Origin of the sequence: Nonomuraea corallina (assembly GCF_027620315.1) — a bacterium.
Taxonomy (GTDB): domain Bacteria; phylum Actinomycetota; class Actinomycetes; order Streptosporangiales; family Streptosporangiaceae; genus Nonomuraea; species Nonomuraea corallina.
In genome coordinates this window covers 51,838-63,200 of sequence record NZ_JAPNNL010000019.1, presented here as the reverse complement: position 1 = coordinate 63,200, position 11,363 = coordinate 51,838, and the positions used below count along the sequence as shown (strand labels likewise).

General features: G+C 72.9%; 12 protein-coding genes. 5 read left to right on the top strand and 7 right to left on the bottom strand.

The features are described from left to right. A partial coding sequence (locus OUY22_RS07845) for a sensor histidine kinase (protein WP_270154133.1) occupies positions 1-891 on the bottom strand: 891 nt, incomplete at its 3' end. A gap of 214 nt (positions 892-1,105) precedes the next feature. On the opposite strand from OUY22_RS07845, the gene OUY22_RS07840 reads away from it, so the two are divergent. Both OUY22_RS07840 and OUY22_RS07835 read left to right on the top strand, forming a co-directional pair. Beyond that, a complete protein-coding gene (locus OUY22_RS07840; RefSeq protein ID WP_270154132.1) occupies positions 1,106-1,567 on the top strand; it encodes a DUF6223 family protein in 462 nt (153 codons plus the stop codon). A 149-nt stretch (positions 1,568-1,716) separates the two neighbouring features. Further along, positions 1,717-2,667, top strand: coding sequence for a TAXI family TRAP transporter solute-binding subunit (locus OUY22_RS07835; RefSeq protein WP_270154131.1), 951 nt, complete (start codon positions 1,717-1,719; stop codon positions 2,665-2,667). Positions 2,668-2,672: 5 nt separating this feature from the next. On the opposite strand, the gene OUY22_RS07830 is transcribed toward OUY22_RS07835, so the two are convergent. Together OUY22_RS07830 and OUY22_RS07825 are read right to left on the bottom strand one after the other, a co-directional pair. Further along, positions 2,673-4,082: a HAMP domain-containing sensor histidine kinase gene (locus tag OUY22_RS07830; RefSeq protein WP_270154130.1), complete on the bottom strand. Its 1,410-nt coding sequence runs from the start codon at positions 4,080-4,082 to the stop codon at positions 2,673-2,675. 6 nt (positions 4,083-4,088) lie between these two features. Next, positions 4,089-4,772, bottom strand: a complete 684-nt coding sequence (locus OUY22_RS07825; RefSeq protein WP_270154129.1) for a response regulator transcription factor — start codon at positions 4,770-4,772, stop codon at positions 4,089-4,091. Positions 4,773-4,945: 173 nt separating this feature from the next. Here OUY22_RS07825 and OUY22_RS07820 point away from each other — a divergent pair, with 173 nt between their 5' ends. From OUY22_RS07820 to OUY22_RS07810, 3 genes are read left to right on the top strand one after another with little or no spacing between them, the layout of a single operon-like run. Next, positions 4,946-5,989 (top strand): tripartite tricarboxylate transporter substrate-binding protein, encoded by a 1,044-nt coding sequence (locus OUY22_RS07820; RefSeq protein WP_270154128.1) that lies wholly within the window; start codon positions 4,946-4,948, stop codon positions 5,987-5,989. 1 nt (position 5,990) lies between these two features. Beyond that, positions 5,991-6,452 carry a tripartite tricarboxylate transporter TctB family protein gene (locus tag OUY22_RS07815; protein ID WP_270154127.1) on the top strand — a complete coding sequence of 154 codons (462 nt, stop codon included), beginning with the start codon at positions 5,991-5,993 and terminating at the stop codon, positions 6,450-6,452. A 20-nt stretch (positions 6,453-6,472) separates the two neighbouring features. Continuing rightward, complete coding sequence (locus OUY22_RS07810; RefSeq protein ID WP_270154126.1) at positions 6,473-7,978, top strand: tripartite tricarboxylate transporter permease; 1,506 nt, start codon at positions 6,473-6,475, stop codon at positions 7,976-7,978. Positions 7,979-8,005: 27 nt separating this feature from the next. Here OUY22_RS07810 and OUY22_RS07805 read toward each other — a convergent pair whose 3' ends face one another. The 4 genes from OUY22_RS07805 to OUY22_RS07790 form a co-directional block, all read right to left on the bottom strand. After that, entirely contained in the window at positions 8,006-9,211 is a 1,206-nt protein-coding gene (locus tag OUY22_RS07805) for an RNA polymerase sigma factor (protein ID WP_270154125.1), read from the bottom strand. Beyond that, positions 9,208-9,546 (bottom strand): YciI family protein, encoded by a 339-nt coding sequence (locus tag OUY22_RS07800; RefSeq protein ID WP_270154124.1) that lies wholly within the window; start codon positions 9,544-9,546, stop codon positions 9,208-9,210. The genes OUY22_RS07805 and OUY22_RS07800 overlap by 4 nt, the downstream gene beginning before the upstream one ends. Positions 9,547-9,644: 98 nt before the next feature. Further along, the gene (locus OUY22_RS07795; protein WP_270154123.1) at positions 9,645-10,223 is read right to left on the bottom strand and encodes a dihydrofolate reductase family protein; all 579 of its coding nucleotides are present in this window, start codon (positions 10,221-10,223) and stop codon (positions 9,645-9,647) included. Between the two features lie 288 nt (positions 10,224-10,511). Beyond that, positions 10,512-10,949: a DoxX family protein gene (locus OUY22_RS07790; protein ID WP_270154122.1), complete on the bottom strand. Its 438-nt coding sequence runs from the start codon at positions 10,947-10,949 to the stop codon at positions 10,512-10,514. Positions 10,950-11,363 lie beyond the last annotated feature (414 nt).

Here is an 11,363-nt window from a genome sequence, read left to right as displayed (position 1 = left end):
GGCGTGCCGGGAGACGTTGGTGAGGGACTCCTGGACGATCCGGTAGGCGGTCCGGCTCACCGCGGCCGGCACGTCGTGGCGCTGCCCCTCGATCGTCAGCGTCGTGTCCAGGCCCATCGCCCGGGCCCGTTCCACCAGCTCGGGGATGTGGTCGAGGTCGCGCGGCGGGGCGGTGTCGTCGTCGCGCAGCGCCCGCAGGGTCGCGCGCAGTTCGCGGGCCGCCTCCCGGCCGGCTTCCTGGATCGCCAGCAGCGCCTCCGGCACCGGCTCGCCGCGTCTGCGGGCGACGTGGACGGCGACCTCGGCCTGCAGCTTGATGATGGAGATCTGGTGGGTGAGCGAGTCGTGCAGTTCTCGCGCGAGGTGCAGCCGTTCCTCGTCGGCGCGGCGGCGCGCGGTCTCCTCCCGGGTGCGTTCGGCCTCCTCCGCCCGCCGCTCGGCCTGCCGCAGCGCCTCGCCCGCCGCTCCGGCCGCGACCAGCCAGGCGATCTCCAGCACGCCGCGGGCCTGCGCGAACGCCTGGCCGGTGTCGTACGGGCCGGAGATCATCGCCGCGACGGGAAGCGCGGCCAGCAGCGCCACACTCGCCGCCACGGTGACGGCGCGGTGCCCGGCCCGTACGGCGGCGTAGACGGCGAACAGGAAGGCGACGGCGGGCACGTCGAAACCGGCCGCCTGGTAGCCGGCCGCGCACACCCCGGTGACGACCAGGACGGCGACGGGAGCCCGGCGGCGCGCGGCCAGCGCCAGCCCGCCGGCCGCGAGCAGGGCGCCGCCGAGCAGCCCGGCGGCCGTGGCGGGACGAGCCTCGGAGAGCCCGGTGACCAGCAGCGCCGCCGTCACGCTGACGGCGATCGCCCAGTCGGCGGCGACGGACCGGCTCACACTCATGCGCGCACCCTAGCCCGATGTCCGCGCGGGCGACTCCTGCGTGCGGATGAGGACGCCCCTACCGCGCCCGCGGTACCCGCGCGGGTCACACCGCGGCGGCGGTACCCGGCTGCGGCGCGGGCGGCAGCGCGAAGTGCCCGCGTGGGCGGGACGACCGGCGCCGGGGCCGGCGGTCACCATCGGGGGACACGTCCCGTCGTCGGAGGAGAGACTCATGCCGACCAGATCTGCGCTCGTCACCGGAGCCACGCTGCTCGTGGTCCTGGGGTCAGCCGTACCGGCGCTCGCGCACGCCGTGCTCCCGGCGGAGCCGCCCGGTGCGTACGCGCACGCCGTGGCGTCGGTCGAGCCGACCGGTGCGTACGAGCTGACCCCCGGGCGGTTCTGGTCGCTGGTGGGAACGGGGCTCGGGCTGGCCGGCGGGGTCTCCGGCGGGCTCGCCCTGGCCCGTTCGGGCCGTCGCGCCGGCGCCGGGAGGAAGGGAGCCATGACGGCCCTGGCGACGGGGCTGGCGGGGGCGGCCGCCGGCGGGCTGGTCGTGGCCGCGGCCGAGGGCGGTCCGGGCACCGGCTACGGCATCGTGGGCGGCTACCTCTCGGTGGTGGTCGGGCTGGTCGCGACGGCACTCGGCGGGCTGGCCCTCACCCGCGCCCGCCGCGTCCACCGCGCCGGCTGACCCGCGTCCGCCGCGCCGGCTGATCCGACAGGCCGCGCGAACCGGCGCTTCCCCACACCCGGCCGTACGAGCCGACCCTCACCCGTCAGCCCGCGCCGGTCGTTCGGCCGGGCCGGTGAGCCGGGTGCGGTCGTCCGTATCATCGCGGCATGGTGCTGAACCTGCTCAGCCGCCGGGCGGTGCTCCTGGCCGCCGGAGGGCTGCTGGCCGGCTGCTCCCGGGAGCGCGAGGCCGGCCGGGTCCATCTGCGGCTGGCGACGGGTCCGGCCGGGGCGGTGTACCGGCGCATCGGCGGTTCGGTGGCCGAGCACATCGCCGAGCAGGTCCCCGGCGTCACGGTGAGCACGGTGCCGAGCGGGGCGTCCACCGACAACATCCGGATGCTGACGGCCGGGGAGGTGCAGCTCGGGCTCACGAGCCTGGACGCGCTGATCCTGACCGACGGCAGCGCGCCCGAGGAGCTGTCGGCGGTGTGCCGGCTGTACGACAGTCATCTGCATCTGGTGGTCATGGCCGGGTCGCCGATCGAGGAGTTCGGCGACCTGCGGGGCAGGCGCGTCTCCCTCGGGGCCCGCGACTCGGGCACGGAGTTCACCGCGCTGCGGATGCTGGAGCTGGCGAAGATGGACGTCGACGGCCGCTATCTGAGCCAGGCCGCGTCGGCGGCGGCGCTGCGCGACGGGGAGATCGACGCGATGTTCTCGCTGACCGGCGTCCCGACCCCGGCCGTCATGGAGCTGGCGACGGCGCGCCCGATCCGGCTGATCCCGCTGGACACGCAGGCGGGCCGGCTCTTCAGCGCGTACCCGGGCCCCTACGCCCCGGCCATGATCCCGGCGACCGCCTACGCGGGCGTCGTGGCCACCCGCACCGTCGCGGTGCCGAACGTGCTCCTGGTCCGGGCCGACCTGCCCGCCGACCTCGTGTACGCGATCACTGACACGATCTTCACGCACACCGGGACGATCACCTCCGCCGGGCGGGAGGACGCCGAGGCCGTGCCCGAGGCGTGGCACATCAACGTGCGCACCGGGATCTCGACGGCGTCGGTCCCGCTGCACCCGGGCGCGGCGGCCTGGTTCCGCGATCACAAGCGCTGAGGTCGTCAGTCCGGCGGGACCACCGGCAGCGTGACCACCGCGGCGAACCCGTGCCCGGACCCGTCGGGACGCGGCAGGCCGTCCTCCAGCCGCAGTTCGCCTCCGGCCGCGCCGACCAGGTCGGCGCAGATGGCCAGCCCCAGGCCGGTCCCGGTGACGTTCTGGTGCCGGGGCGCGCGCCAGAACCGGCGCAGCGCCTGGGCGCGCTCGGCCGCGTCGATGCCCTGGCCGTCGTCCCGTACGGCGATCATGACCTCGTCGCCGGCGTCCGTCACCCGGGCGGTCACCTCCACCAGCCGCGCGCCCGACAGCCGCAGCGCGTTGCTGATCAGCTCGTCCAGGATGCTGCCCAGCCCGCCCGTCGGCTCCAGCAGCCGCAGTCCGGGCGGCACCTCCACCGCCAGCGTCTGTCCCGCGGTCGCCGTCAGCGCCCGCCAGCGCTCCACCCGGGTCGCCAGCACCGCGTCCAGCTCCACCGGCGACGCGGTCCTGATGCTCTCCATCCGGGCACTGGCCTGCAGCGAGTTCAGCAGCCGCTGCATCGCCTTCAGCTCGTCCACGGCGATGTCGTACACCTGCCGTCCGCTGTCGGCGGCGCGCAGGTGGGGTTCCAGGCTCTCCACGGCGAGCCGGAGGCTGGTGAGGGGGTTGCGTAACTGGTGCGAGGCGTCGGACACGAACGCCCGCTGCCGCTGCACCGCGTTCTCGACCGCGTCCATCATGGTGTTGAACGACTCCGCCAGCCGCCGCAGCTCCGCCGGCCCCGCCTCGGCGTCGGCCCTGATGGTGAGGTCGCCCTGGGAGATGCGCGAGCTGGCCGCGTCGAGTTCGCGCACCGGCCGCAGCACCCACGCCGACACCGGCCAGGCGACGGCCACGAGCGCGACCAGGGGCAGCAGCCCGAGCCCGGCGAGCTGGGCCCAGCGGACGAGGATGCGGTGGCGGGTCTTCGACAGGTCGGAGATCGTCACGACGGCGCCGACGACCTCGCTGTCGCGGCCCACCGGCTCGGCGACCACGAGCGCGGAGTCGTCCCACGGCGCCCACTCCCCCGAGGGTTCGGGCCGCGCGCCGGCCAGCGCCGCGGTCATGATCCGGGGCAGCGCGGGCTCGTCCCGCGCGGCTTCCTGGTAGGCGTCCTGGGGCCCGAGCAGCACCGTGCCCGAGGAGTCGATCACCGCGACCGGGATGCCGTAGAGGTCGTGGTAGCGCGACAGCTCCCGCTGGAGCGCCTCGCTGCGGCCGCTCGACAGCGCGGTCTCGGCCAGGGACGCGAACCGGCCGACGTCGTTGAGCCGGTCGACGTACGTCTCCTGCATCTCCCGTTCGGCCACGGTGACGCTGAGCGGCACCCCGAGCGCCGTGACGAGCAGGACCGCGAGGGGGACGAGGACGATCAGCAGTCGGCGGTGCACGGCACGTCAGCCGATCGGCTCCGGCCGGTCGGCCGGCAGGCGGTAGCCGACCCCGTGGACGGTGCGGATGACCGCGGCCGGCCCGATCTTCTGCCGCAGCGCGGCGATGTGGGTGTCGAGGGTGCGGCTCGACGACTCCCAGGTGGCGCCCCAGATCTGGTCGAGGATGACGTCGCGGCTCACCACGTCCGGCGCCCGCCGGGCCAGCAGCAGGAGCAGCTCGTACTCCTTGCGGGTGAGGGTCACGGGCGTGTCGTCGACGGTGACCTCGCGGGTGGCGGTGCAGATCCGGATCGGGCCCGCGAGCACGGGCTCGTCGCGGAGGGTCAGCGCGCGGGCCACGCGGGTGCGCCGCAGCACGGCGTCGATCCGGGCCAGCAGCTCGGGGATGCCGAAGGGTTTGACGATGTAGTCGTCGGCCCCGGCGCGCAGGCCGCGGACCCGCTCGTGCTCCTCCGAACGGGCCGTCACGGCGATGACGGCGGTCTCCGGGCGGTCGCGCAGCTTGCGGATCACGTCGAGCCCGTCGCCGTCGGGCAGGCCGAGGTCGACGAGGACGACGTCGGACGGCGCCGCGCGCACGGCCTCGGCGGCGGTGGCCAGCCGGTGGACCTCGAAGCCCGCCTGCGCCAGCACGGTGACCAGCCCGCGGGCCACGCGGTCGTCATCTTCGATGATGGTGATCCGCATACCGGATTGTACGACCCGGCCTGACTTCTGTGTTGACCCACTTTCTTGGGATTTCCCTGACATCTGGCGCATTCCTTGGGATTCCTCTGACACCATCCGCGCCTCCGCCGCTCCAAACTGAGGCCGCGCACTCGCCGGAGAACGCGAATGTGATGAACGAGGAGGCCCCCCACATGAGCACGTCCCCCAGATACCGGGCCGCCGCGCGGATGATCGCGGCCATCGGAGTCGTCTCGCTGGCGGCCGCCTGCGCCGGCGCCGGCACCGGCGGCACAGGCGGCACAGGCGGCACCGCCGGCGGTGAGACCGGAGGCTACCCCGGCCAGAACATCACGTTCGTCGTGCCGTTCAGCGCGGGCGGCCCGACGGACACCGTCACCCGCATGATCGCCGAGCCGATGGCGGCCAAGCTCGGCGGCAAGGTCGTCGTGCAGAACGTCGAAGGCGCGGGCGGCACGGTCGGCGCCGGCGAGGTCGCGCGGGCCGAGCCCGACGGCTACACCGTGCTCATGCACCACATCGGCATGTCGACGGCCCCCGCCCTCTACCAGAACCTCGGCTACCAGCCGCTGGAGAGCTTCGAGATGGTCGGCCTCGTCACCGAGGTGCCCATGACCATCATCGCCCGCAAGGACTTCGCCCCCGCCACGCTGCAGGACCTCGTGACCCACGTCAAGGCGAACGCCGACAAGGTCACGCTGGCCAACGCCGGCATCGGCGCCGCGTCCCACCTGTGCGGCCTGCTGTTCCAGACGGCCACGGGCGTCAAGGTGCAGGAGGTCCCGTACGAGGGCACCGGTCCCGCGCTGACCGACCTCGTCGGCGGCCAGGTCGACTTCATGTGCGACCAGACGACCAACACCAGCGGCCAGATCAGCGCGGGTGAGGTGAAGGCGTACGCGGTCACCACGCCGGAGCGGGTCAAGAGCCTGCCCGACCTGCCGACCACGGCCGAGGCCGGGCTGCCCGCCCTCGAGGTCAGCGTCTGGCACGGCCTCTACGTGCCGAAGGGCACGCCGCAGGACGTCGTGCAGAAGCTGTCCGAGGCGCTGAAGACGGCGCTGGCCGACCAGAAGGTCGTCGACCAGATGGCCAAGCTCGGCACCGCGCCGGTCCCGGCTGAGGACGCGACCCCGCAGGCGCACCGGACCAAGCTCGAAGAGCAGCTCGGCACCTGGGCGAAGGTCATCGCCGACGCCGGGATCAAGGCTTCCTGAGGTGGAGCGCCACCGTTCCTTCCCCGACGTCCTCGCCGGGGGAGTCTTCATCCTGCTCGGTGGCGCGTTCGTGGTGGGGTCGCTCGGCTACGAGCTGGGCACCCCGCTGCGGATGGGTCCGGGCGCCTTCCCGCTGCTGGTCGGCGCGCTCGTGACGGCTCTGGGCCTGGGGATCGTGGTCAAGGGTCTCGTCGCCGGCGAGCTGATCGAGTTCGGCAGGGTCCCGTGGCGCGCGGTCGGCGTGATCGTGGCCGCGCTGCTGTTCTTCGGGTTCTCCGTACGGGGTCTCGGGTTCGTCCCGACGTCGGCGGTGACCGCCCTGCTCACCACGCTGGCCAGCGAGCGGATGCGTCCGCTGACGGCCCTGGCCGTGGCGGCCGGGCTGACCGTGGCCGCCACGCTCATCTTCGTCGTCGGACTTCAGCTGCGGATCCCGCTATGGGGCCCATGGCTGGGCTTCTGACGCGGCATCCGGACTGAGACATGGAACTTCTCGACAACATCGCACTGGGCCTCTCCACCGCCCTCCTGATCACGAACGTCCTCTACTGCTTCCTGGGAGTGCTGCTCGGAACGGCCATCGGCGTGCTGCCCGGCATCGGGCCGACCGCGACGGTGGCGATGCTGCTGCCGATCACGTTCAGCTTCGAGCCGGTGACGGCGCTGATCATGCTGGCCGGCATCTACTACGGCGCCCAGTACGGCGGCTCCACGACCGCCATCCTGATCAACCTGCCCGGCGAGTCGTCGGCGGCGGTCACCGCGCTCGACGGCCACGCCATGGCCCGGCAGGGCAGGGCCGGCGCGGCGCTGGCCGCCGCCGCCATCGGCTCCTTCGTCGCGGGCACGCTGGCCACCGTCGCCCTGGCCGTCGCGGCGCCGCCGCTGGCCAGGGTCGCGCTGCGGTTCGGCCCCGCCGAGTACTTCTCGCTGGTGCTGTTCGGCCTGATCGTGTCGATCGCGCTGGCGCGCGGCACGGCGCTCAAGGCCCTGGCGATGATCTTCCTCGGCGTCCTGCTCGGCACCGTCGGCCAGGACATCTACACCGGCACCCCCCGGTTCACCTTCGAACAGCGCGAGCTGTACGGGGGCATCGACTTCGTGTCGGTCGCCGTCGGCATGTTCGGCGTGGCCGAGATCCTGCGCAACCTGGAGAACCAGCAGACTCGCACGGCCATCGTCAGCAAGGTCAAGAACCTCTGGCCGACCCGGGAGGACCGGCGCCGGATGGCCGGCCCGATCCTGCGGGGCACCGGCCTGGGCGCCGCGCTCGGCGTCCTGCCCGGCGGCGGCCACGTGCTGGCCTCGTTCACCTCGTACGCCGTCGAGAAGCGCATCTCCAAGCGGCAGCAGGAGTTCGGGCACGGCGCGATCGAGGGCGTCGCAGGACCCGAGTCGGCCAACAACGCGGCCGCGCAGACCTCGTTCATCCCGCTGCTCACCCTGGGCCTGCCCGCCCACCCGGTGATGGCGCTGATGGTCGGCGCGTTCATCGTGCACGGCATCACCCCCGGCCCGAACGTCATCACCGAGGAGCCCGCGCTGTTCTGGGGGCTGATCGCGTCGATGTGGATCGGGAACGTGCTGCTGGTGCTGCTGAACCTGCCGTTGATCGGCATGTGGGTGCGCATGCTGCGCATCCCGTACCAGGTGCTGTTCCCGATGATCATCCTGTTCGCCTCGATCGGCACGTACTCCCTGGGGTTCAACGCCTACGACGTGTACGCGATCGCGATCTTCGGGCTCCTGGGCTACCTCCTGATCAAGTGCGGCTGCGAGCCGGCCCCGCTGCTGCTCGGGTTCGTCCTCGGGCCGCTGCTGGAGGAGAACCTGCGGCGGGCTCTGATCATCTCGCGCGGCGACGCGTCGGTCTTCTTCACCCGGCCGATCTCCGCGGCGCTCCTGGTCCTCACCGTGGCGGCCCTCGTGATCACGGTGCTGCCGGCCATCCGCAGGCGCCGCGAGATGGTGTTCACCGAGGACGAGTAGAAGCTCTCCGCGCGATCCCGGTCGCGATCAGGAGGGCCAGTCGAGGCGCTCCACCAGGAGCGCCTGCTGGGCGGGGTTGGCGGTCAGCGCCAGCGCCCGCTCGTCGGACCGGCGGGCCTCGTCGTGGCGGCCGAGCGCCCGCAGCAGCTCGGCCCGGGTGGCGTGGAACAGGGCGTAGCGCTCCAGCGCCAGTCCGGCCAGCTCGGCCAGCGCCGCCTCCGGCCCCCGGACGTGCCGCAGCGCCACCGCCCGGTGCAACCGGGTGACGGGCGAGGGCGCCAGCCGCAGCAGCAGGTCGTACAGGACGAGGATCTGCGCCCAGTCGGTCGCCTCGAAGCTCTCGGCCTCCGCATGGCAGGCCACGATCGCCGCCTGCACCTGGTACGGCCCCGGCCGGTGATGGGCGCGGGCGGCACGCATCAGGAGGGCGGTGGCCTCGGCGATCGCGGGGCGGTCCCAGAGCGAGCGGTCCTGGTCGGCCAGCAGCACCAGGCGCCCGGCGCGGTCGAACCGGGCCGCGGCGCGCGCCCGGTGCAGCCGGACCAGGGCCAGCAGTCCCGCCGCCTCCGGCTCCCTGGGCATCAGGTTCACCAGCAGCGCGGCCAGCCACTCGGCGTCGTCCACCAGGTCACGCGCCTGGGTCCGCTCCGGCGTGCTCGACAGGTAACCCTCGTTGAACAGCAGGTACACGACGGCCAGCACGCCGTCCAGCCGCTCGCTCAGCTCCTCCTCACCGGGCATCCGGTACGGGATTCCGGCCTCACCGATCTTCCGCTTGGCGCGGGTGATGCGCTGGGCCACGGTCGCCTCCGGCACCACGAAGGCTGCGGCGATCTGGGCCGTACTCAGCCCGCACACCACCCGCAGGGTCAGCGCGATCCGCGCCTCGGGGGACAGCGCCGGGTGGCAGCAGGTGAAGATCAGCCGTAGCCGGTCGTCGTGCGGCCCCGGCTCCGGCGGGCGGAGACAGGCCAGCTTGGCGCGGTGGTTCGACTCGCGGCGCAGCACGTCCAGGCCGCGCCGCCGGGCCACGGTGAACAGCCACGCGTCCGGCCGCTCCGGGATGCCGTCGGCCGGCCAGCGCCGCAGCGCGGTCTCGACCGCGTCCTGCACCAGGTCCTCGGCCGCGGCGAAGTCGCCGAGGAGCGGGACCAGGGACGCCGCCAGCCTGCCGGCGTGCTCGCGCACCACGCGCGCCAGCGCGTCCCGGCTCGCCTCCGTACCGCCGCTCACCGGACCGGGCGGATCTCCACGATCGGGCAGGCCGGCCAGCCGCGGGCCATCCTCAGCGCCTCGTCCAGGTCGGCCACCTCGACCTCGGCGAACCCGCTGACCACCTCCTTGCCCTCCACGAACGGCCCGTCGGTGACCACCGGGTCCCCCTGGTCCAGGCGCACCGTGGTGGCGGTGTGCACGGGTGCCAGGTGCGCCTGGTGGGTGATCTTGTCGGCGTGGTCGGCGAACCACTTCCCGACCGCCGCGTAGGCCGCCTCGCGTTCCAGCTCGCCCATGGCCTCCAGCTCCTGGGCGAACTCCTGGGTCTCGACGAACATCAGCACGTACTTCACGGCATCCTCCTGGGTTCCCTGCCCTGGGGCGTGCTCATCGCCCTCTTACCCATCAGACGATCGGCGACGGCCCGGATACGACAGGAACCGCGCGCCGGCTATCGGCGAACCCGGTGGAGCAGGTGCAGCACCCGGTCACCCTGGATCACCACGTGCGGGTCTTCGAGCAGACGCGGGCCGTCCGCCGACCCGAAGTAGCGCCTGCCCGAGCCGAAGACCACCGGCACGACGTCCATCGCGACCTCGTCCACCAGCCCGCGGGCGAACGCCTGCCCGCCCACCTCGCCCGCCGCCACGGCCACCAGCCGCTCCCCGGCGAGCTCCTTGGCGCGCGCGACCGCCTGGTCCACGTCGCCGACGAACTGGTAGGACGCCTCGGGGTGCCAGCCCTCGGGCTTGGGCCGGTGCGACACCACGACCACGTGCTCGCCGGTCGGCGGCCTCCCCTCCCAGCCGTTGGTGATGTCGAACAGGCGACGGCCGATCACCATCGCCCCGATGCCGTCCCAGAAGGGCCGCACGTAGCCCGCCGAGACCTCCGAGATCCTGATGCCGCCGCCCTCACCGAGCGGGACGTCGCCGTTGAAGTACCAGTCGAACAGGGGACCGACCTCGTCGTTCGCGTCGGCGATGAAGCCGTCCACCGAAACCACGCAGTGCATCACCACGGTGCCCATCACATCTCCCTACGTCGGATCGGGCTCGCCGGGCGGGTGGCCGGTGGTGCCCGGCCGCCCGCCCCCTCACCCGTACGTCGTCCGAAGCGCGGCGGGAATCGACCCGGTGGGGAAGAATTTCCGAAGCCATGACACTCGGTCACCCTCTGCATGTCATGGCCTCGCCCGTCAGCGGAGTGGCGTCGCGGTGCCTGACCTCGTCCATCGCGGTCGGCGATGTCCCCATGGGCGCCTTTCCTGGCCGTCGCGTCTCAGGGCTCCGGCGATGCGGACTTGAGGCGCGGGCGGCTAACTTGTCTCGTGCGCGAGGGTCCGCGAGGTCCGCGCGGTCCGCGCGGAAGAGAGCAACGCCGACAGCGCCCAGCGGCCCGGCCCGAGCGCGGCGATGAGCAGGAAGCCCCAGCAGAACAGCGCGGCCTTCTCCCCGCCGTTCTCGATCGGGAACAGCGCCTGCGGCTGGTGGACGACGAAGTAGGCGTAGGCCATCGTCCCCGAGCAGATGACGGCGGCGGCGCGGGTGGCCAGGCCGAGCATGACCAGGACGCCGCCGACCAGCTGGATGACCGCGGCCCACCAGTCGGGCCACTGCGCGAAGCCGGGCACCGCGCCGTGGGGGCCGCCCAGCACGTCGAAGAGCGTCGCCACGCCGTGACAGGCGAACAGCAGCCCGATCACGATCCGGTACAGAGCCAGGAAGAACCCTTGATCTTTGACCAGCGATTCCACAGAGGTGTCCTTTCGACGAGGGGGGCGGTGCCGTTCTCCGGGACGCTTTGGGAGCGCTCCCAAGAGGCTCTCGGGTGCCGTACCAGCCCGTCAACACCACCCCTCCCATGGCAGATTTCCGCCGGACGTCGGCAACCGCCTCACATGGCGGAACACCCCGACCACGCCCGGCACATGCTTGAAATTTTCATCACTTCGCTGATCACGCCCCTCACCGAGGAGTAGAACGTTCGCCGGCCATCCCGATGATCCCGCGCGAAAAGGCCTGCCCCTTTCACCGCTTTTTCGTTGACGAATCAGCGCCCGGCTTGACCGGTATCACGACAGGTAATGATTCCTTGTCGTGCAGGCGCCGCCGGGTATCATGAGGGAAATCCCTCCGCCTGATGGGCATTCAGGCCGACCTGGCGCTTC

Excerpts from the sequence above, each read along its gene's own strand:
- OUY22_RS07840 (WP_270154132.1), top strand. The coding sequence starts at position 1,106 with ATGCCGACCAGATCTGCGCTCGTCACCGGAGCCACGCTGCTCGTGGTC.
- OUY22_RS07835 (WP_270154131.1), top strand. The coding sequence starts at position 1,717 with ATGGTGCTGAACCTGCTCAGCCGCCGGGCGGTGCTCCTGGCCGCCGGA.
- OUY22_RS07825 (WP_270154129.1), bottom strand. The coding sequence starts at position 4,772 with ATGCGGATCACCATCATCGAAGATGACGACCGCGTGGCCCGCGGGCTG.
- OUY22_RS07820 (WP_270154128.1), top strand. The coding sequence starts at position 4,946 with ATGAGCACGTCCCCCAGATACCGGGCCGCCGCGCGGATGATCGCGGCC.
- OUY22_RS07810 (WP_270154126.1), top strand. The coding sequence starts at position 6,473 with ATGGAACTTCTCGACAACATCGCACTGGGCCTCTCCACCGCCCTCCTG.
- OUY22_RS07795 (WP_270154123.1), bottom strand. The coding sequence starts at position 10,223 with ATGGGCACCGTGGTGATGCACTGCGTGGTTTCGGTGGACGGCTTCATC.